We start from the raw sequence: 19,108 nt of genomic DNA, 5'->3' as shown, positions 1-19,108 counted from the left end.
GGCACTACGGCAAGAAGCCAACTGGAGTTTTCCCCATGAACCAACCCGCGCGTCGCAATCCCGTCGCCAGCTTCTTCATCGGGCTGTGGGATGTGATGAACTTTACCCGCCGGCTGATCCTCAACCTGCTGTTCTTCGGGCTGTTGCTGCTGATCCTGGTGCTGTTCGTTTTCGCCATGGGCAAGGGCGCCAGCAGCGGCCGGGCCCTGCAGGACCGCACCACGCTGGTGATCGCGCCGGAAGGCCGTCTGGTCGAACAGTTCAGTGCCGATCCGGTCAGCCGCGCGCTCGCCAAGGCCATTGGCGACAACAGCGCCGAGGAAGTGCAGCTGCGCGATCTGGTGCGTGCCCTGGATGCGGCGCGCGAAGACAAGAAGATCGAGCGGGTGGTGCTGCAGCTGGACAAGCTGCAACCGAGCGGCTTCGCTTCGATGCGTGAAGTGGCGGCCTCGCTGCAGGAGCTGCGCGCGTCGGGCAAGGACCTTGTGGCCTACAGCGACAACATGAGCCAGTGGCAGTACCTGCTGGCCGCGCAGGCCAAGGAGATCTACCTCGACCCGATGGGCGGGGTGGTGCTGGAAGGCCTCGGCCGTTACCGCCAGTACTTCCGCACCGGCCTGCAGGACAAGCTGGGCGTGGACGTGCACCTGTTCAAGGTGGGCGAGTACAAGTCCGCCGCCGAACCTTACGTGCTCGACGCTGCTTCGCCGCAGGCCAAGGAGGCGGACCTGTTCTGGATGAACGATGTGTGGCAGCGCTACCTGGGCGATATCGCCACGGCACGCAAGCTGGACGCCGCGCAGCTGGCCGCCGGCATCGACACCATGCCCGAAGGCATCGCCGCCGCCGGTGGCGACCTGGCCAAGTTCGCCCTGCAGCAGAAGCTGGTGGATGGCCTGAAGACCCGCGGGGAAGTCGAGGACCTGCTGGCCGACCGTGGCGTGGCCGATGAAGATGCCGACGGTGGCTTCCGCAGCATCAACCTGGACGCTTACCTGGCCCAGCTCGATGCCCGTCGTTCGCCGGTGGATTCGCGTCCGCAGGTGGCGGTGGTGGTTGCGTCGGGCGAAATTGCCGGTGGCGACCTGCCGGCCGGCCGCGTCGGCGGTGAATCGACCTCGGCCCTGCTGCGCGAAGCGCTCGACGACGACAACGTGAAGGCCGTGGTGCTGCGCGTGGATTCGCCCGGCGGTGAAGTGTTCGCCTCCGAGCAGATCCGCCGCGAAGTGGTGGCACTGAAGGCCGCCGGCAAACCGGTGGTGGTGTCGATGGGTGACCTGGCGGCATCGGGCGGCTATTGGATCAGCATGAACGCCGATCGCATCTACGCCGACCCGTCCACGATCACCGGTTCGATCGGCATCTTCGGCATGATTCCGAACCTGTCGCGTGCGCTGGGCAAGATCGGCGTGCACACCGACGGCGTGGGTACCACCCGCTTTGCCGGTGCGTTCGACATCACCCGTCCGATGGACCCGGCCGTGGGCCAGGTGATCCAGTCGGTGATCAACAAGGGCTACGCCGATTTCACCGGCAAGGTGGCCGATGCACGCAACAAGCCGGTGGAGGCGGTGGACGAAGTCGCCCGCGGCCGTGTGTGGAGCGGTGCACAGGCCAAGGAACGCGGTCTGGTCGACGCTTTCGGTGGCCTGAAGGCCGCCATCGCCGATGCGTCCAATCGCGCCAAGCTGGGCGGCCCGGACAAGGTGCGCGTGCGTTACATCGAAAAGCCCGCCACCCCGTTCGCGCAGTTCCTCAGCGGCTTCGCCGGCAGCCATGCCGGTGCCTGGATGCTGGGCGAATCGGGCGTGGCGCGGATGATGCTGGCCCGTTCGATGCCGGAAGTGGACACGCAGCTGCGCTTCGTCGAAGACGCCGCCCGCGACCCGCGCGGCAGCGCCCCGGTGAAGGCGCTGGCCTACTGCTTCTGCGGCTTCTGATACGGCCCGCGTGGTAGGTCACCCCCGTGGGTGGTGACGCGCTTCAGCAAAAAAACCGGCCTTGGCCGGGTTTTTTGTTGTTGGAATCACGACCAACGGGAGTGATCTACCGGCTGGATTCGGCCTCGTCCGCAGCGCTGGTGTCCGGTGCCTTCTCCAGCGTGTCACGTGCGGCCTTGGCCTTGTCCAGCGGCTGTTGCATGGCGTCGCGCAGCGCGGTGGCCTGCGGTTCCGGCCGCTTTTCCGGATCCGGTGGCACCGGGCGGTTGCAGCCGCCCAGGACGAGCAGGCCGGCCAGCGGCAGGGCGATACGGATCAACATGGCAACCTCGCGCGCAAACCCAGGGAAGCGCAGTGTCGCACCGCTTTGCCAGCCTGTGTGTGATGGGGTGCGCCGCATCGGCATGCGGGCTATCCTGCCCGCAAAACATGCGGGGCAGCGCCCCAGGGCAGGAGAAGCAGGTGAGTGCGCATCGTTGGCGACTGGATGGACAGACCGCATTGATCACCGGTGCCAGTGCCGGTATTGGCCTGGCGATCGCGCGCGAGCTGCTGGGATTCGGCGCCGATCTTCTGATCGTCGGCCGCGATGCCGATGCGTTGGAGATGGCCCGCGATGAACTCGCCGATGCCTATCCCGACCGCGAGATCCATGGTCTGTCCGCCGATGTTTCCGATGACGAGGACCGCCGCGAGATCCTGGACTGGGTGGAAGACCACAGCGATGGCCTGCATCTGCTGATCAACAATGCCGGCGGCAACATCACCAAACCGGCCACCGAGTACACCGAAGACGAATGGCGCGGCATCTTCGAAACGAACCTGTTTTCGGCGTTCGAACTTTCGCGCTACGCGCACCCGTTGCTGGCGCGCCATGCGGCATCGGCCATCGTCAATGTCGGCAGTGTTTCGGGGCTCACCCACGTGCGCAGCGGTGCGGTATACGGCATGACCAAGGCGGCCATGCACCAGATGACCCGCAACCTGGCGGTGGAGTGGGCCGAAGATGGCATCCGCGTCAACGCGGTGGCGCCCTGGTACATCCGTACCCGCCGCACGTCGGGTCCGCTGGCAGACCCGGACTACTACGAACAGGTGATCGACCGCACCCCGATGCGCCGCATCGGCGAGCCCGAAGAAGTGGCCGCCGCGGTGGGCTTCCTGTGCCTGCCTGCCGCCAGTTACGTCACCGGCGAATGCATTGCCGTGGACGGGGGGTTCCTGCGCTACGGGTTCTGAAGCGTACCCACCAACGGTGGGTACCTACCGGGGTACGGCGCAGTTGCTTTCGGACAGCACGCTTTCCAGCCGCTGGCGCTCGGCGGTGGCGGCAGCGGCGGTGCCGGGTGAAGCGAAACGTTCCCGCCCCCGCGCATTGCGGAAGCGTTGCTGCCAGGCATTGCAACGCTGGTCTTCAGGCAGCGGCTCGCACGTATCGCGGATCACTTCGCAGCTGGCGGCGTTAAGCGGTGTCTGGCCGCCCAGCGCGGTGACCGACAGCAGCACGCACGTTGGTGGCGCCGGTTCAAGCTCATGCAGGTAGCGACCACCGTCCTGGCCCTGGCATTGGTAGATCGGCGGCAGCGGCGGTTTTGCCGGACCCTCGCCGGGTACCTCGTCGCCTGGTTTGGGCAGGTTGGTGCTGTCGAGGATCGCCGTACCCCTTGGCACCTCGTACGCCTCGGCAATCATGCGCTCCATCGGCTGTGCCTTGCCAGGTACCTGCGGCGGCATCGAAGCGGGTGACACCGGCTGGGCGGGCACCACCGGCGCGGTCGGCGGTGCAGGCGTGGACACGGACACGGACACCTCCGCGCGTGACGGCGCGGCATTCATGCGCTGGATCACCTGGTGGCTGCCGGCCGGGCAGGGCTTGCCCTGCACGGTCACGTTGTCGTCCGCGTCGGTGCAGCGGAACACGATCGGCTCATCGGCCATCGCCGACGACGCCACGCACAGCAACAGGAGCCAATACGGTTTCATCGGCGCAGGATACAACGCGCCGGTTGCCGCGCCCTACCGGCAATCCCGGTCAAGGCGCGCGTCCACCCCGCGCTGCTCGCGGCTGATCGCATCGCGCTCGCTCTGCAGCGCGTTGTTGTAGCGCCGCACCAGTTCCCAGCGGCGGTCGCGCAGGATCGAACACACTTCGCTGGCCGGCAGCGGGTGGCACTGGTCGCGCACCAGCACGTTGCCGGCCGGAACCACCACGTCCTGATAAGTGCCTGGATACGCCGAACCTTCGCTCTGCCACTGGGTGCTGCCGCTGCCGACGGTGAGGCTGCCGCCCACCCGCGAGCCGCCGCCGGACACCGTCAACGCGCCGCCACTGGACGTCACCGAGCCGCTCCCCATCGGCGCGATGGGGGGCAGTGGGCGCGGTCCCGGGCCCGGGCCGGGATGGACGCCACCGGGCCGGCGGCCGGGGAACCAGGCGCTGGTCCACACCGGCACCCAGCGTGGGTTGCCCTCGCTGGTTTCGCTGGTATAGCGGCTGCCGTCGTCGCGGATGCATTCGTACATCGGCTGTGGTGGCTGCACCTGCACGTACCGCACCTCGCGTTCGGGTACGGCAGGCGACGGCGTGGCGGGGTCACGGTCGCTGCGTACCACGCGCGGTGCGGGATCACGCGGGCGCTGCATCTCGCGCACTTCCTGGCGACCGTCGCGGCAGGGGGCATCCTGCAGGGAAACCGCGCTGTTGCTGCCCACGCAGCGATAGACACGCACGCTGCCGGTGTCCTGGGCGGCGAGCGGGGCGCTGCCACACAGCAGCAACAGGAACAGCCACTTGGCAGGGTGTCGGCGCATGGACGCAGTGTGCGGCTTTGCCGGCGCCTGCGCAAAAACCCGCAGATGACTCAGATTCGCAGGACCTGGCCGGTGAGGGCATCGCGGATCGGGGTGGGTTGGTCCAGGCCACCGGTGGCGCCCTCGATCAGGCCGTCCAGGTCGCGCAGCAGGTTCGGATCCAGCGCGGCGCGGGTGCGCGCCGGTGGCTGGCCGGCCAGGTTGGCGCTGGTGGACACCAGCGGCCCGCCCCAGGCGCGGCCCAGTGCCGCCACCAGCGGGTGGGCGCTGATCCGCACCGCAATGCCGGTGTGCGCGCCGGTGATCCAGCGCGGCGCGCGTGGGCCGGCCGGCAGGATCCAGGTGTGCGCGCCGGGCCAGCTGGCCAGCACCTCGGCCTGGCGCTCGGCCGGCAGCGCGTCCACCCGCACCCAGCCCTCAAGCTGCGCCAGATCGGCAGCGACCAGGATCATCCCTTTCTCGACCGGGCGCTGCTTGAGCTGCAGCAGCTTCATCACGGCAGCTTCGTTGGCCGGATCGCAGCCCAGGCCCCAGACCGCTTCGGTGGGATAGGCGATGACGCCGCCGGCGCGTAGTGCCGGCACGGCGGTGTCCAGGGTGAGTTCTTTCATGACAGGGAGGTGGAAGGGCGGGGAACGCCATTATCTCCCCGCCTTGCGGTCCGTGATGTCAACTTGCGCCGGGTGCCGCAGCCGCAGCCGGTGGAAGCTACGGTGCGACAGGCAATTGCCGCAACATCTGTGCCCATTCGTCCCAGATCGTTGCCTCGCCTGGGGCGCGCTGCCTGGCCTCGTGCAAGGCAGTTGTAGCTGCATCCTTGCTGACCTGGCTGGAGAAGTGCGCGCCGTAGCCTAGAAGCGATCGTGCGGCAGCGAGTCCTGCCGCCGGCACCTTCCACATATACGGCAGGGAGACCAGTCGCTCCAGTACCGTCTTGTTGTCGCCGTCCAGCGCATTGGGGTTTGCCCCACGCTCCAGCAGCGCATCCAGCGTGCCCGTGTTCGCATGATCCAGCGCGCCGCAGAGCGCCCAACCCAGTGGCCGCATCTCACCCAGGTAGTCGCCAAACTTGGCGAGCGCCTCAAGGTCAGCTCCGGCCGTGGCCAGTCGCCGGATCACCTGGCCATCGGGCGAATGCGCGCAGGCGGCCAGGTGGATGGCGGCGATATCGTATTCCGTACTGCGTGCATTGACGTCGTGCTGCAGCAGCACGGCCAGTCTGATGGCCTCCTCCGCCTCCCTGCTGAAATCGATCGGAACGGCCTTGGAAGCGCCATGACCCAGTGCCGCAGGATCGCATTTGCGGTAGGTGCCCAGTTCCGCGAGGAATGGAATCGGATTCCCGTTCTGGTAACTCAACCCACGATTGAGCATGTCGGCTTGAAATGTGGTCACGCGGCATCCGGCGCCCACCAGAGAAGTCAGTACGCCGTATTCGTGATAGGGCGTTGCAGGTTCAACATAACGACTGTTGAGGTCGTTCCAGGCCAGTCCGCCATGCGTCTTGGCATGGCCACCCGCAATCTCCAGGCACTTCACATCCTGGATCGCAAGGGCGCGGGCCACTGCAAGGTCGGTCAACGCGGTCAGTGCGTGTTGTTTGTGTTCGTACGCGTAGGGTTTGCCGTGTGTGGACAAGACGGCTATCGCGCGGATGGAGTCGCTGATCGCGTCATCGGTGAGCGTAACGCCCGCCTCGATCAATGCTGGAATGGTCGCGCAGGCGGTGGCGGACTGCGTAAGAAATCGAGTAACCGCAGGATTGTCCAGCTCGCAACCGCCGAGCCTGCAGGTCTTCAGGTAGTCGACCCGTTGTGCATGGGGCTCGCGGGTGAGGACTTCAAGTGCTCCCTTCTGTGCATGCGTCCTGAAACCCTGCGAAATCGCGGTTTTCAGGGCAGGACCGAAGTGATTCCAGTCTGCCCAGGCCGCCGCAGTGCCGAGGTGCGCCTGTTCTGCCTTGGAAAGGCTGTCCCATTGCGATAATGAGATAACGCCATTCTTCACAAACGGGCAGTCAGGCGATTCATTCGGGGCCTTCTGCGGAGCGTGCGCAAGGCGGGAGGGTGGCTGATTGGCAACCGACTCCAAGGGTATCGCCGCCGACGGCCCCGGCACGGTCATTACCGGCACGGTCATTAGTAGGGTGGCATCGGGCAACCTGGCCGCAGCCGTGTTGGGCGCCGGGGTGAGAAGGTTCTTGGGCATGGCCATCAGTTCGGACTCGAGCTAAAAGATCGAAGTCTATGAACTGGCAACAACCACACTACAAAGAAATCGCCACTCAAACACGCTGCCGTACGCCCCCGGGCATGGCCGGGCGGCGTCAAACCGATGAATCAGGTTTTTTTAACCGCCTTCTTGACGGCGGCCTTCTTCGCCGCCGCCTTTTTCGCCGGTGCTTTTTTTGCAGCTGCCTTTTTCACTGCGGCCTTCTTGGCCGCCGGCTCCTTCTTCACCGCTGCCTTTTTTGCCGCCTTTTTGGCCACGACCTTCTTGGCCGCCTTCTTGCCGAAGCCCTTGCGCACCGGCTTGCCGGTTTCTTCCATCAGCTGCTGCACTTCGGCCAGGGTCAGCGAGGCCGGCTCGCGATCCTTGGGGATCTTGCCGTTCATCTTGCCGTCGCTCAGGTACGGGCCGAAGCGGCCGTTCAGTACCTGGATCTCGCTGCCGTCGAATTCCTTGATGATGCGGTTGCGGGCAATCTCTTCCTTTTCCTCGATCAGGAACACCGCGCGGGCCAGGTCGATGGTGTAGGGATCGTCTTCCTTCTTCAGCGAGGCATAGGTGCTGCCGCGCTTGGCGAACGGGCCGAAGCGGCCGATGCCCACGCTGACGTCTTCGCCCTTGTCCTCACCCAGCGCGCGCGGCATCAGGAACAGCTCCAGCGCGTCTTCCAGATTGATGGTGTGCATCGACTGGCCCGGGCGCAGCGAGGCGAACTTCGGCTTGTCCTCGGCGTCCTCGGCGGTGCTGCCGATGGCGGCATAGGGCCCGAAGCGGCCCAGCCGCACGCTGACCGGCTTGCCGGTCTTGGGGTCGGTGCCGAGCTCGCGCGCGCCACTGGCCTCGGCGCGGTCGACCGATTCCTTCTTCTCTTCCACCAGCTGGTTGAACGGCTCCCAGAAGCGGGCCATCAACGGAATCCAGTCTTCTTCGCCGCGCGACACCGCATCGAGCTCGTCTTCGAGCTTGGCGGTGAAGTCGTAGTCCACGTACTGGGTGAAGTGGCTGGAGAGGAACTTGGAGACCGCACGGCCCACGTCGGACGGGCGGAAGCTGCGGCCTTCCATTTCCACGTACTTGCGGAACAGCAGGGTCTGGATGATCGACGAATAGGTCGACGGACGGCCGATGCCATACTCTTCCAGCGCCTTGACCAGCGCCGCTTCGGTGAAGCGCGGCGGCGGCTGGGTGAAGTGCTGTTCGGCCAGGATGCGCTCCAGCGGCACGCGGTCGCCGGGCTTCATCGCCGGCAGCTTGCGGCCTTCGTCGTCGTCCTCGGCGCTCTTGTTGTCCTTGCCTTCCTCGTACACCGCCAGGAAGCCAGGCACCACCACGGTGGTGCCGCTGGCGCGGAACACGTGTTCGCTGCCGGCCGAGAGGTCGACGCTGACGGTGTTGAGCGTGGCCGGAATCATCTGGCTGGCCACCGCGCGTTTCCAGATCAGCTCGTACAGCTTGCGCTCGTCGTCGGTGAGGTAGCGCGCGACCGACGCCGGGGTGCGCAGGGCGGCCGTGGGGCGCACCGCTTCGTGCGCTTCCTGGGCGTTCTTGGACTTGGTCTGGTAGGCGTTGGGCTTGTCGGGCAGGGCGGCAATGCCGTAATCGCGGGCGATCACGTCGCGGATCTCGGCCAGCGCGTCCTGGGACAGGTTCACCGAGTCGGTACGCATGTATGAGATCAGGCCGACCGTGCCTTCATCGCCGATCGCCACGCCTTCATACAGCTTCTGCGCGACCTGCATGGTCTTGCGCGTGGTGAAACCGAGCTTGCGCGAGGCTTCCTGCTGCAGCGTGGAGGTGGTGAACGGAGCTGCCGGGCGACGCTTGCGCTCCTTGCTGGCCACGTCGGTGACGTGCAGGTTGCCCTGCGCGGCCTGCTGGATGCGCAGGCGGGCGGCTTCTGCGGTGTCGCCGTCGGTCACCGTGAACTGCTCGAATTTCTGGCCGTCCAGCTTGATCAGGCGGGCATTGAACGGCTGCGAGGGATGTGCGCAGGCGGCATCGATGCTCCAGTACTCGCGGGCGATGAAGGCTTCGATCTCCTCCTCGCGCTCGACGATCATGCGCAGCGCCGGGCTCTGCACGCGGCCGGCGGACAGGCCGCGCTGGACCTTGCGCCACAGCACCGGGGACAGGTTGAAGCCGACCAGGTAATCCAGCGCACGGCGTGCCTGCTGGGCATCGACCAGGTCGCTGGCGATGGCGCGCGGCTGGCTCATGGCCTCCTTGATCGCGCGCGGGGTGATCTCGGTGAACACCACCCGCTGCATCGGCTTGTCCTTGACCAGCCCGCGCTCCTTCAGGATCTCGGCGATGTGCCAGCTGATCGCTTCACCCTCGCGATCCGGGTCGGTAGCCAGGAAGATGTCGTCGGCGCTCTTGGCGGCCTTGGCGATGGCATCGACGTGCTTTTCGTTCTTCTCGATCAGGTCGTAGCGCATCGCGAAGTTGTTGTCGGGGTCGACCGCACCTTCCTTGGGGACCAGATCGCGCACATGCCCATACGAGGCCAGGACGGTGTAGTCCTTGCCGAGGTATTTGTTGATCGTCTTGGCCTTGGCGGGCGATTCGACGATGAGCAGGTGCTTGGGCATGTCGTTGATTTCTGTGGGCAGCAGCCCGGGGGAGGGCGCTAGGGTGGAGCAAAAGGCCGCATTAGTGAAGGGCGACCGTCGATTTCCATACGCTGAACGCCCGGGTATGCGCCGGGCGTTCAGGTTCTGCGCCTATTAGAGGAATCACGCCGGGCCGTTCGTGTCAAGCGGCCCGGTGTGAGGCCGGTCAGGACATGGACGCGGCGATGACCCCGAACATGGCGATTGCCAGGCCGATCATGGCCACGGTCAGGACGCCGCTGATGACCAGGATGACGATGGTGACCGTGCCCAGACCATGCTCCTGGAACTGCGCATTCTCGGTGAAGGCCCACTTGTCCACCACCAGGGTGTCGCACAGCATGTCGTGCAACGCCTGCTTGCGCTCGGTGAAGGCGGCCATGATGAAGCCGATCAGCAGGGTCAGGCTGCTCAGGATGAAGCCGAAGTAGCGGCCAACGCCACGCAGGAAGGTGATCCGCTCGCCATCGCTGCGCACCACCTTGATGCCCACGGCCATCTTGCCCAGCGTGGCGCCGCCGCGCGAGGCATGGAAGCCGGCGTAGTAGCCGATGCCGATGATGAGGCTGCCCAGCATCGCCACCAGGCTCAACGCCACGGCCAGGCTTTCGTTACCGCTGGCCGCGCCGATCAGGTTGAACACCAGGCTGACCGGGACGTTGATGATGGCCACCGCGATCGAGTCGAGGAAGTACGCCGCATAGCGCTTCCAGAACCCGGCGTAGACGACCTCGCCACCGCCGACCACGGCCGAGCCGTAGCTGCCGGTGGCCGAGGGCGCGGTGTACGGCGAATAGGTGCCGCCGCCGGTGCCGGGCAGCGGTGCGGTGCCGTTGTCGATGGCGGTGTAATCCCCGCGCAGGTCGAAGCCGTTGCCCAGGTTGCTGGTGGTGCTGGTCAGGTTCTGCAGCTGCAGTTCCTCGACGGCTTCGGAGACCGGCTTCCACTGCGGGTAGCCTTCGCGCCAGACCAGGGTGGCAAGGCTGATTTCACCGCGCTGGAAGCGCTGGCGCAGGTCTTCGGCCATCAACGGACCCTGGCGGTCCTGGCCGTCGGCGTAATACCACTCGGTCATTGCTTGCTTCCTCTTTTCATCCGTAAATTGAAGTGCTGCTCAACGGCGGCACTGTGCCGGCACGTACTTGCTGTCGGCGTCGCTGCTGCAGCTCCATTCCTGGCTCGCAGTGTCGTACTCGTACCACAGCATCCTGCCATCCAAGGCACGCTTGCCGGGCATCGAGAATTCGATTTCCACGCCGCACCTGCCCTCGCCGAAGCGGCCGATGCGCACCGCACCCACGCCTTCGGTGGCATAGGCGCCGGGGGCATGGAAGCCGTCGTCACTGTTGACCGGGCAACGGTCGTGGACATGGACGAACTCGGCCACCTGGTTCTTCAGCGGCGACAGGGTGCCCACCGCGCTGGCGAGTCTGGCGCGGTTGACGTAGTCCTGGTAGGCGGGAAGGGCGATCGCGGCAAGGATGGCCACGATGACGACCATGACCAACCCCACGACCAGGCCGATGATCAGGCAGCCGGACGTTCGCTTTGGCGGCGGCGTGGCTGCCGCCGGGCGCGGTGCGGGGGTATCGAACCCCGGAAGGCGCGGCGGCGTAGGGGCAACCGGCTCGGCGGGCGGTGGTCCATCCAGTGTTGCATCGACTGTCGGCGGCGGTGCGACCACCAACCCGACTTCATCGGCCACGCTGCGCAGCGGCTGCCACTGCGCCAGACCGTCGCGCCAGACCAGCGTGTCCAGCGCGATCCGGCTGGACTGGTACAGCGCGATCAACTCTTCAGACGTCAGCGGCCCACGCTGCTGACGGTTTCCCTCTGCATAGAACCATTGACTCACGACACGCCCCCCTGAATGCGCCAAGCACCCAGTGTACGGTCAGTGAAGGGGTTCCGGTTCGTCCACGAACATCTGGGTTTCCATCCAGGCATAGGCAGCCTCGGCGCCGGGCTGGTTGAACAGCACCATCAGCACCACCCACTTGAGGTCGTCCAGGTCCAGTTCGTCCTGGTCCAGGGCCATGGCACGGTCCAGCACCAGCTCGCGCTGGTTGGCATCCAGGATGCCGTGCTGTTCCAGGAACATCAGGAAGCCACGCCCTTCCACATCGAGCTTGTCCAGCTCCGGGCCGTGGAAAATGCGGACCGGGCCATCGACGCGGGCCAGGGTTACGGCCGGGCGCTGCTCGGCCAGGGCGTCAAGCCAGTCGAAGGCCTTGTTGATTTCGGTGGGGCTGAAGCCAGCCTGTATCAGGCCGTTCTGGAGGGAATCGCGGTCGCGGATGAGATCCGCGTCTTCGCTGAAATAGTGTTCGAACAGGTACAGCAGGACATCCAGAATGCTCTCTTTCATTGCCCCTCGGCCTGCGTCAACGACGCTGTAGAGGTGAAGAAACTAGGGTTTTCGACAGTAGCGGCCATGGTTGGCGACCACCTTTCCATCCAGTTCCATGATCAGCAGCATGGCCGACAGCTGGTCCGCCGTCAATCCGCTGCGCTGGATCAATGAATCCATACCCGTTGGGTTTTCATCCAGCACGTTCCACAAGCGCTGGTAGTGGGGGAGGGGGAAGGGCGGGGCGCCACCAGGCGCTGACCGTGCCTGTTCAGTGGGGGCGTCCAGGCGCCAACGCAAGGCCTGGCCCAGGTTGGCCGCCGCCCCGGTCAGCCCGGCGACAACCTCGGCCGGCGTTTCCACCAGCTGGGCGCCGTCGCGGATCAGCCGGTGGCAGCCGCGGGAGCGCGGGTTGCGCACCGAACCGGGCAGCGCGAACACCTCGCGCCCGATCTCGGCCGCCAGCCGTGCGGTGATCAAGGCCCCGGAGCGGGCGGCGGCCTCGATCACCAGCGTGCCCAAAGTCAGCCCGGCGACGATCCGGTTGCGGGCCGGGAACTGGCCCGGCCGCGCGGCGGTGCCCGGCGGATACTCGCTGACCACCGCGCCCCGTGCGGCGATACGCGCCTGCAGTGCCACGTGCCCGGGCGGGTAGGTGAGGTCCAGGCCGGTGGCCACTACTGCCACGGTGCGTCCGTCGGCCACCTCAAGCGCGGCCTGGTGGGCCCGCGCATCCACCCCGGCTGCCAGCCCGCTGACCACGCATAGACCGCTGCGGGCCAGCGCGCCGGCGAACTCGGTGGCCAGCTCGGCACCGGTCGGAGAGGGGGTTCGGCTGCCGACCACGGCCACCCCGGGGTGCCAGAGCGCGGCCGGGTCGCCGTGCACGAACAGCGCCAGGGGGGCCGGGTCCACCGGCTGCAGCAGGGGGACATCGTCGGTCCCCACCGACACCAGATGCCGACCCGGCAACGCCAACCACTGTAGGCCGCGGGCGAGCGCTTCGCGGTCGGGCAGGGCCAGCAGGGCCCGCTGTTCGGGGGTGCAGCCTGCCGCGCGCCACGCGGCGGGGCCCGCGCGCAGCGCCTGGGCGGGGTCATCGAAGCGGGCCAGCAGGGCGCGGCGTGGACCCGGCGCGCCGCCGGCCAGGACCAGGCGCAGCAGCGCCTCGGTGGAATCAGGCAGGTCATCGGGCATCGGCTCAGGCTAGCCCGCATGCGACGACGGCGCCCTGGGGCGCCGTCGCTTTCTTGCGTCAGTTTTTTCCGCAGTTATTGCGCGTCGGGGTGCTTGGCCGAATAGCCGACCAGCACCGGCTTCACGCCCTGCATCACCAGCGCGTAGCTGACCTTGTCGAAGGTGCGGAACACCATCGCGTGGGCAGCATACTCATCGGGCAGGGAGACGCGGCCTGCACCGGGAGTGAGCGAGTCGTCCATGCGCGAAGAGCCCGGGTACTTCATGCGATGGGCGACGTGCCGACCCTGGCGCCAGAGCGAGACCACGGTACCGTTGTCGATGCCGTTGACGCTGCCGGCCGAGATCGCGATGACATCGCGCGGGCCGCCTGCCAGGTACATGTCCGTCACCGCCAGCACGCGCATGTCCAGGCCTTCGGTCTGGGCGGCGGGTACGTGCGGGATGAACTGCAGGTCGTACGGCGTGGCTTCCACCGGTACCAGGCGGTCGCCGGCGCGCACTTCGCGCCCGTCGACCCGGCCCTGCAGGGCCAGCGCAGTCACTTCCGACTGGCCATCCGGCAGCTTCACCACCGTGCCCACGTTCAGCTGGGCCAGCTCATAGCCCAGCATCTCGTTGCGCTTGCTCGGCGCGGCCACGAAGTTCTTCCACAGGTTGCCGCTGCCCGGGGTGACATCCCCATTGGCGGTCAGGTCCTCGGTCGGCTTGGGCAGCGAATAGCGCACGGTCGGGCGGACCACGGCCCAGCGCTGGCCTACGGCAGCCCCTTCCAGTCCACGCACGTAAGCGGTCTGGCCGGTGGTGGCGCGCAGGCGGTTGTCTTCCAGGGCAACCACGTAAGGCAGCGAGTCGATCTCGTCCACCACGCTGAGCTGCTTCAGGAACGGTTCGACCTGGCTGAGCGGGATCGCGTTGATCGGCGCTTCCTGGCGCGGGCCGGGCTGGGCCACGACGCGGTCCAGGTAAGCAAGGCTCAACACGTCACCCGGATAGATCAGGTGCGGGTTCTTGACCTGCGGGTTGGCCTGCCAGATTTCCGGCCACAACCACGGCTTTTTAAGGAAGCGCGCGGAAATATCCCACAAGGTATCGCCCTTCTGGACGACGTAGGTTTCCGGGTGCCCCCCATTCACTTCAACGGCGGTAGCATAGGTAGCGACGGTCAGCATCGCGACGGCGATGACCGTACGAGTTCTTTCAAACATAGGTGTGGTGCCTGATTCCCCAACAGGTTCGAGCACTATAGTCCAGAAACCGGGGCGCAAGGCAAGCGTTGGCGATAGAATTGCGACGTACGCCGCTATAACGGCGCCCCCCAACGGTATTTGCCATGGCTATCCTGCCCATTCTCGAGTTCCCGGACCCGCGCCTGCGCACCAAGGCTGCGCTGATCGACGCCGCCGAAGTGACCACCCCGGCCTTCCAGGAACTGATCGACAACATGTTCCAGACCATGTACGAGGCCCCCGGCATCGGCTTGGCCGCGTCCCAGGTCGACGTCCACAAGCGCTTCATGGTCATCGACGTCAGCGAAGAGAAGGACACCCCGCGGGTGTTCATCAACCCGGAGATCGTGGCCAGCGAAGGCGGCCAGGTCTACCAGGAAGGCTGCCTGTCGGTGCCGGGCATCTTTGCCGACGTGACCCGCGCCGACACCATCACCGTACGCTTCCTGGACCGCCAGGGCGTGGCCCAGGAGCTGTCCACCGACGGCCTGTTGGCGGTCTGCGTGCAGCATGAGATGGACCACCTGGACGGCAAGCTGTTCATCGACTATCTCTCCCCGCTCAAGCGCGAGATGGTCCGCAAGAAGCTGGCCAAGTCGCGCAGGCACGTTGCCTGACCTGGCCACGGGCGTGGCGGCGCGGCCAGCCTGCGCCGCCCGACCGGTTGTTCGGCGCCGTCCCCCGGCGCCGTTTTTCTTTCTGCAAGTGGGAACGCCATGAAGATTGTCTTTGCCGGTACGCCTGAGTTCGCCGTCTCCTCGCTGCGCGCTGCCGCGCGCCACCATGAGGTGGTGGGCGTGTACACCCAGCCGGACCGCCCGGCGGGCCGCGGCCGCGGGCTGATGCCCTCGCCGGTGAAGCTGGAGGCGATCGCCCGCGGCATTCCGGTGTTCCAGCCCGAATCGCTCAAGACCCCCCAAGCCCAGCAGCAGCTGCGCGACCTGCAGCCGGACCTGATGGTGGTGGTGGCCTACGGGCTGATCCTGCCCAGGGCGGTGCTGGCCATCCCGACCCATGGCTGCTGGAACGTGCATGCCTCGCTGCTGCCGCGTTGGCGGGGGGCCGCGCCGATCCAGCGCGCCATCCAGGCGGGCGACGCCGAAACCGGCGTGTGCCTGATGCAGATGGAAGCCGGGCTGGATACCGGCCCGGTGCTGCTGCGCCAGCACACCCCGATCCAGGCCGGTGAACTGGGCGGTTCGCTGCACGACCGCCTGGCCGAGCTGGGCGCGCAGGTGCTGTCCGATGGCCTGGGCCTGCTGCGCGCCGGCCTCAAGCCGATCGCCCAGCCGCAGCCCGAGCAGGGCGTGACCTACGCGCACAAGCTGGACAAGGCCGAAGCGCGGCTGGACTGGTCGCAGGATGCGCAGGTGCTGGAGCGCACCGTGCGCGCCTTCAACCCATGGCCGATCGCCGAAGCGCAGCTGGCCGGGGAGCGCGTGCGCATCCATGGCGCGGTGGCCTTGGCCGACAACCAGGGCAAGGCCCCGGGCACCCTGCTGGCCGCTGGCCGCGACGGCATCGACATCGCGTGTGGCCAGGGCGCCCTGCGCCTGCGTGTGCTGCAGCGCGAGGGCGGCAAGGCGATCACCGCCGCCGACTACCTCAATGCGCGCCGCGACCTGGCCGTGGGCAACTGAGATGGCCCCGTCCCGCCAGAACAAGCCGTCCACCTCGTTGTCCGCCCTGGCCCCGGGCGTGCCCACCCGCGTGCTCGCTGCGCGCGTGCTGGCCCAGGTGATCGGCCGTGGCCGCTCGCTCAAGGCCGAACTGGCCACCGCGCTGCCCAGCCTGGACGACAGCCGCGACCGCGCGCTGCTCGAAGCCCTTTGCTTTGCCGTGCTGCGCCGACGCACCGCCTATGACGCCGCCCTGGCGAAATGGATGCAACGTCCGCTGAGCGTTCGCGAGGATGAACTGCGCGCGCTGCTGCTGGTCGGCTTTGCCCAGCTCGATGCGCTGGATCTTCCGGCGCATGCCGCGCTCTCGGCCACGGTCGAGGCCGCCCGCGCACTGGGCCGGGAGCGCCAGGCGGGGATGGTCAACGCGCTGCTGCGCCGCGCCCAGCGCGATGGCATTCCGCCGCTGCCGGCGCGCGAGGCGTTCCCGCAGTGGATGGCCGAACAGATCGAACAGGACTGGCCCGACCAGGCCGCCGATATCTTCAGCGCCAGCCTGCAGCCGGCGCCGTTGTGGCTGCGGGTCAACCGCCAGCACGGCAGCCGCGAGACGATGCTGGAGCGGCTGGAGGCAGCGGGCATTGCCGCCGAGGCCAGCGCGCTGGGGGCGGACGCGATCCGCCTGCCGGTTCCGGTGGCGGTCTCGGCGTTGCCCGGCTTCGCCGACGGTGCGCTGTCGGTGCAGGACCTGTCGGCCCAGCAGGTGGCCGATGCGATGGCCGTGCCCAAGGGCGCGCGCGTGCTCGATGCCTGCGCGGCCCCGGGCGGCAAGTCCGCGCACCTGCTCGAACGCGACCCGAGCCTGCGCCTGCTGGCCCTGGATATCGATGCGCGCCGGCTCAAGCGCATCAGCGAGACCTTCGCCCGCACCGGCGTGGGCGAACACGCCCAGGTGCGTGCGGCCGATGCCACCGACCCCGCCAGCTGGTGGGACGGGCAGCCGTTCGATGTGATCCTGCTGGACGCCCCGTGTTCGGCCACCGGCATCATCCGCCGCCAGCCAGATGTGTTGCTGCACCGCCGCGCCACCGACATTCCGGCCCTGGTCGCGCTGCAGGCGCGCCTGCTGGACGCGTGCTTCGGCATGCTCGCCCCGGGTGGAACCCTGCTGTACGCGACATGCTCGATCCTGCGCGAGGAGAACCAGTTCCAGGTCGAAGCGTTCCTGCAACGCACCCGGAGTGCGGGGTTCCTGCCATTGGGTGACGCGTTTGGCCATGATTCCTGGGCCGGGCGCCAGCGTCTGCCCGGCGAACACGGTGCTGACGGCTTCTTCTATGCGCGTCTGCTAAAGAAGGGATGACCCTGCACCGTTAGAATCGCGCCCATGCTGAAAACACGCGAATCCCGGGAGTTCTGGTTGCTTGCCCTGATGGCCCTGCTGGTACTGGGGGCAGGGCTGGGCATGCGCGACCCGTGGCCGTCGGACGAACCGCGCTTTGCGCTGGTGGCCAAGCAGATGGTGCTCAGCGGGGACTGGCTGTTCCCGCACCGCGGTACCGAGTTGTACTCGGACAAGCCGCCGATGCTGATGTGGCTGCAGGCCGCGCTGTACACGCTGCTGCGCGACTGGCGGGTGGCGTTCCTGTTGCCCACGCTGCTGGCGGCGCTGGGTACGCTGGCCTGCGTATACGACCTGGGCCGCCGGCTGTGGACCCGCAGGGTGGGCCTGTATGCCGCCTGGGCGCTGTTGTTCGCCGTGCACTTCACCTTCCAGGCCAAGAAGGCGCAGATCGACCCGTTGGTGGTGTTTTTCATCACGTTGGCCAACTACGGCCTGCTGCGCCACCTGCTGTGTGGGCCGGCGTGGCGCTGGTGGTGGGTTGGCTGGTTCGCCGCCGGGCTGGGGGTGATCACCAAGGGCGTGGGCGTACTGGCGTTGCTGATGCTGGTGCCGGCGCTGGCTGCAGTGGCCATGGGCTGGCCACGTGTGCGGCTGGACCTGCGCGACTGGCGGTTCTGGGTCGGCCCGTTGGCGTTCGTGCTGGCGGTGGCGTTGTGGCTGGTGCCGATGGTGCTGGCGGCCACCGGCAGCGGCGCGGCCGAGTATCGCGGCTACATGAACGACATCCTGTTCCGGCAAACGGCCAAGCGCTACGCGCAATCCTGGGACCACCACCAGCCGTGGTGGTATTTCCTGGCCACCATGCCGTCGATGTGGATCCCGGCGTTCCTGCTGGTGCCGTGGGCGATTCCGGCCTGGTGGCGACGCCTGCGCCGACGCGACCCGCGCTACCTGCTGCTGCTGGGTTGGTGGCTGCTGATCGTGCTGTTTTTCTCCATCCCGCATGGCAAGCGCGATGTCTACATCCTGCCGGCACTGCCGATATTCTGCCTGGCGCTGGCGCCGTTGCTGCCGGGCCTGCTGCGCCGGCGTGACGTGCAATGGGTGCTGGGCGGCTTCGCCGTGGTGCTGACCGTGGCGCTGGTGGGGGTGGGTGTGGCCATGCTGGGCGGCGAGCCTGGATTCGAGCGCAAGCTGATCCTCGAACGCGGGATCGATTCCTCGGTAACCGCCGCGCTGGGCTGGATCGGCATCGCGCTGGGTGGTTGGGGCCTGGTCAGCGTGATGTTCAGTGGGCCGCGCCGCTTCCACCTGGCCGTGGTGTCGATCCTGGCCATGGCCTGGGTGGCCTATGGCCTGGTGGGCTATCCGCTGTTCAACGATTCCAGTTCGGCGCGCGGGCTCATGTATCAGGTGGGCCAGCGCATCGGCCCGGATGCCGAGCTGGGCCTGGTGGGGTGGAAAGAGCAGAACCTGCTCATGTCCGACCGCCCGGTGCGCACCTTTGGCTTCAAGCGGCGCTGGTACCTGCAATTGCAGGATGGCGCGGCATGGCAGGCCCAGGCACCGGAGCGGCGCTGGCTGCTGGTGCAGCAGGCCGCGCTGTTGGCCTGCGTGGACCAGGCGCGGGCCGAGCGGGTGGGCGTGGCCAACCGGCGTGGCTGGTGGCTGGTGCCGGCCCATGCGTTCGTCGGCCCCTGTCAGCCCAGCGCCGTGGACGTTGCCCGTATCCGCCTGGAACAGGGCAAGGAAGACGGCGAGGACTAGCCGCACGCT

Annotated in this window: 17 protein-coding genes; 6 read left to right on the top strand and 11 right to left on the bottom strand. The window is 67.3% G+C overall.

All coding sequences use genetic code 11. The features are described from left to right. Window positions 1-35 precede the first annotated feature (35 nt). Window positions 36-1,940, top strand: coding sequence for a signal peptide peptidase SppA (sppA, locus tag WIX41_RS06985; protein WP_339446376.1), 1,905 nt, complete (start codon window positions 36-38; stop codon window positions 1,938-1,940). Between the two features lie 106 nt (window positions 1,941-2,046). Here the strand turns inward: sppA and WIX41_RS06980 are convergent, their stop codons facing one another. After that, window positions 2,047-2,262, bottom strand: coding sequence for a hypothetical protein (locus WIX41_RS06980; RefSeq protein ID WP_339446375.1), 216 nt, complete (start codon window positions 2,260-2,262; stop codon window positions 2,047-2,049). A 140-nt stretch (window positions 2,263-2,402) separates the two neighbouring features. Between WIX41_RS06980 and WIX41_RS06975 the strand changes: the two genes are divergently transcribed. Further along, the gene (locus tag WIX41_RS06975) at window positions 2,403-3,179 is read left to right on the top strand and encodes an SDR family oxidoreductase (RefSeq protein WP_068854179.1); all 777 of its coding nucleotides are present in this window, start codon (window positions 2,403-2,405) and stop codon (window positions 3,177-3,179) included. 24 nt (window positions 3,180-3,203) lie between these two features. On the opposite strand, the gene WIX41_RS06970 is transcribed toward WIX41_RS06975, so the two are convergent. The 10 genes from WIX41_RS06970 to WIX41_RS06925 all read right to left on the bottom strand — a co-directional run bounded on the left by WIX41_RS06970 (window position 3,204) and on the right by WIX41_RS06925 (window position 14,347). Next, window positions 3,204-3,923, bottom strand: a complete 720-nt coding sequence (locus WIX41_RS06970; RefSeq protein ID WP_339446374.1) for a hypothetical protein — start codon at window positions 3,921-3,923, stop codon at window positions 3,204-3,206. Window positions 3,924-3,956: 33 nt separating this feature from the next. After that, window positions 3,957-4,751 (bottom strand): hypothetical protein, encoded by a 795-nt coding sequence (locus WIX41_RS06965; RefSeq protein WP_339446373.1) that lies wholly within the window; start codon window positions 4,749-4,751, stop codon window positions 3,957-3,959. A gap of 50 nt (window positions 4,752-4,801) precedes the next feature. Continuing rightward, a complete protein-coding gene (locus WIX41_RS06960; protein ID WP_339446372.1) occupies window positions 4,802-5,362 on the bottom strand; it encodes a Sua5/YciO/YrdC/YwlC family protein in 561 nt (186 codons plus the stop codon). 97 nt (window positions 5,363-5,459) lie between these two features. Next, window positions 5,460-6,965, bottom strand: coding sequence for a hypothetical protein (locus WIX41_RS06955; RefSeq protein ID WP_339446371.1), 1,506 nt, complete (start codon window positions 6,963-6,965; stop codon window positions 5,460-5,462). 125 nt (window positions 6,966-7,090) lie between these two features. Then, a complete protein-coding gene (locus WIX41_RS06950; RefSeq protein WP_339446370.1) occupies window positions 7,091-9,571 on the bottom strand; it encodes a DNA topoisomerase I in 2,481 nt (826 codons plus the stop codon). A gap of 187 nt (window positions 9,572-9,758) precedes the next feature. After that, a complete protein-coding gene (locus WIX41_RS06945; RefSeq protein ID WP_339446369.1) occupies window positions 9,759-10,667 on the bottom strand; it encodes an RDD family protein in 909 nt (302 codons plus the stop codon). A gap of 39 nt (window positions 10,668-10,706) precedes the next feature. Then, on the bottom strand, window positions 10,707-11,447 hold the full coding sequence (locus WIX41_RS06940; RefSeq protein ID WP_339446368.1) for a GYF domain-containing protein: 741 nt from the start codon (window positions 11,445-11,447) through the stop codon (window positions 10,707-10,709). A 39-nt stretch (window positions 11,448-11,486) separates the two neighbouring features. Further along, window positions 11,487-11,960 carry a DUF494 family protein gene (locus WIX41_RS06935; protein ID WP_068854172.1) on the bottom strand — a complete coding sequence of 158 codons (474 nt, stop codon included), beginning with the start codon at window positions 11,958-11,960 and terminating at the stop codon, window positions 11,487-11,489. Window positions 11,961-12,002: 42 nt separating this feature from the next. Continuing rightward, entirely contained in the window at window positions 12,003-13,139 is a 1,137-nt protein-coding gene (dprA, locus tag WIX41_RS06930) for a DNA-processing protein DprA (protein ID WP_339446367.1), read from the bottom strand. 74 nt (window positions 13,140-13,213) lie between these two features. Beyond that, entirely contained in the window at window positions 13,214-14,347 is a 1,134-nt protein-coding gene (locus tag WIX41_RS06925; RefSeq protein WP_339446366.1) for a LysM peptidoglycan-binding domain-containing protein, read from the bottom strand. 125 nt (window positions 14,348-14,472) lie between these two features. Between WIX41_RS06925 and def the strand changes: the two genes are divergently transcribed. The 4 genes from def (at window position 14,473) to WIX41_RS06905 (ending at window position 19,099) form a co-directional block, all read left to right on the top strand. Continuing rightward, window positions 14,473-14,985 (top strand): peptide deformylase, encoded by a 513-nt coding sequence (gene def / locus WIX41_RS06920; RefSeq protein ID WP_339446365.1) that lies wholly within the window; start codon window positions 14,473-14,475, stop codon window positions 14,983-14,985. A gap of 99 nt (window positions 14,986-15,084) precedes the next feature. After that, window positions 15,085-16,008, top strand: coding sequence for a methionyl-tRNA formyltransferase (fmt, locus tag WIX41_RS06915; RefSeq protein WP_339446364.1), 924 nt, complete (start codon window positions 15,085-15,087; stop codon window positions 16,006-16,008). A 1-nt stretch (window position 16,009) separates the two neighbouring features. Then, entirely contained in the window at window positions 16,010-17,350 is a 1,341-nt protein-coding gene (gene rsmB, locus WIX41_RS06910) for a 16S rRNA (cytosine(967)-C(5))-methyltransferase RsmB (protein ID WP_339446363.1), read from the top strand. Between the two features lie 24 nt (window positions 17,351-17,374). After that, the gene (locus WIX41_RS06905) at window positions 17,375-19,099 is read left to right on the top strand and encodes an ArnT family glycosyltransferase (protein ID WP_339446362.1); all 1,725 of its coding nucleotides are present in this window, start codon (window positions 17,375-17,377) and stop codon (window positions 19,097-19,099) included. The last annotated feature ends 9 nt before the right edge of the window (window positions 19,100-19,108 follow it).

The sequence above is a fragment of the Stenotrophomonas sp. AB1(2024) genome (assembly GCF_037482345.1).
Lineage (GTDB): Bacteria > Pseudomonadota > Gammaproteobacteria > Xanthomonadales > Xanthomonadaceae > Stenotrophomonas.
The sequence above is the reverse complement of the archived record's forward strand: the minus strand, read 5'-3'. Positions and strand labels throughout refer to the sequence as shown.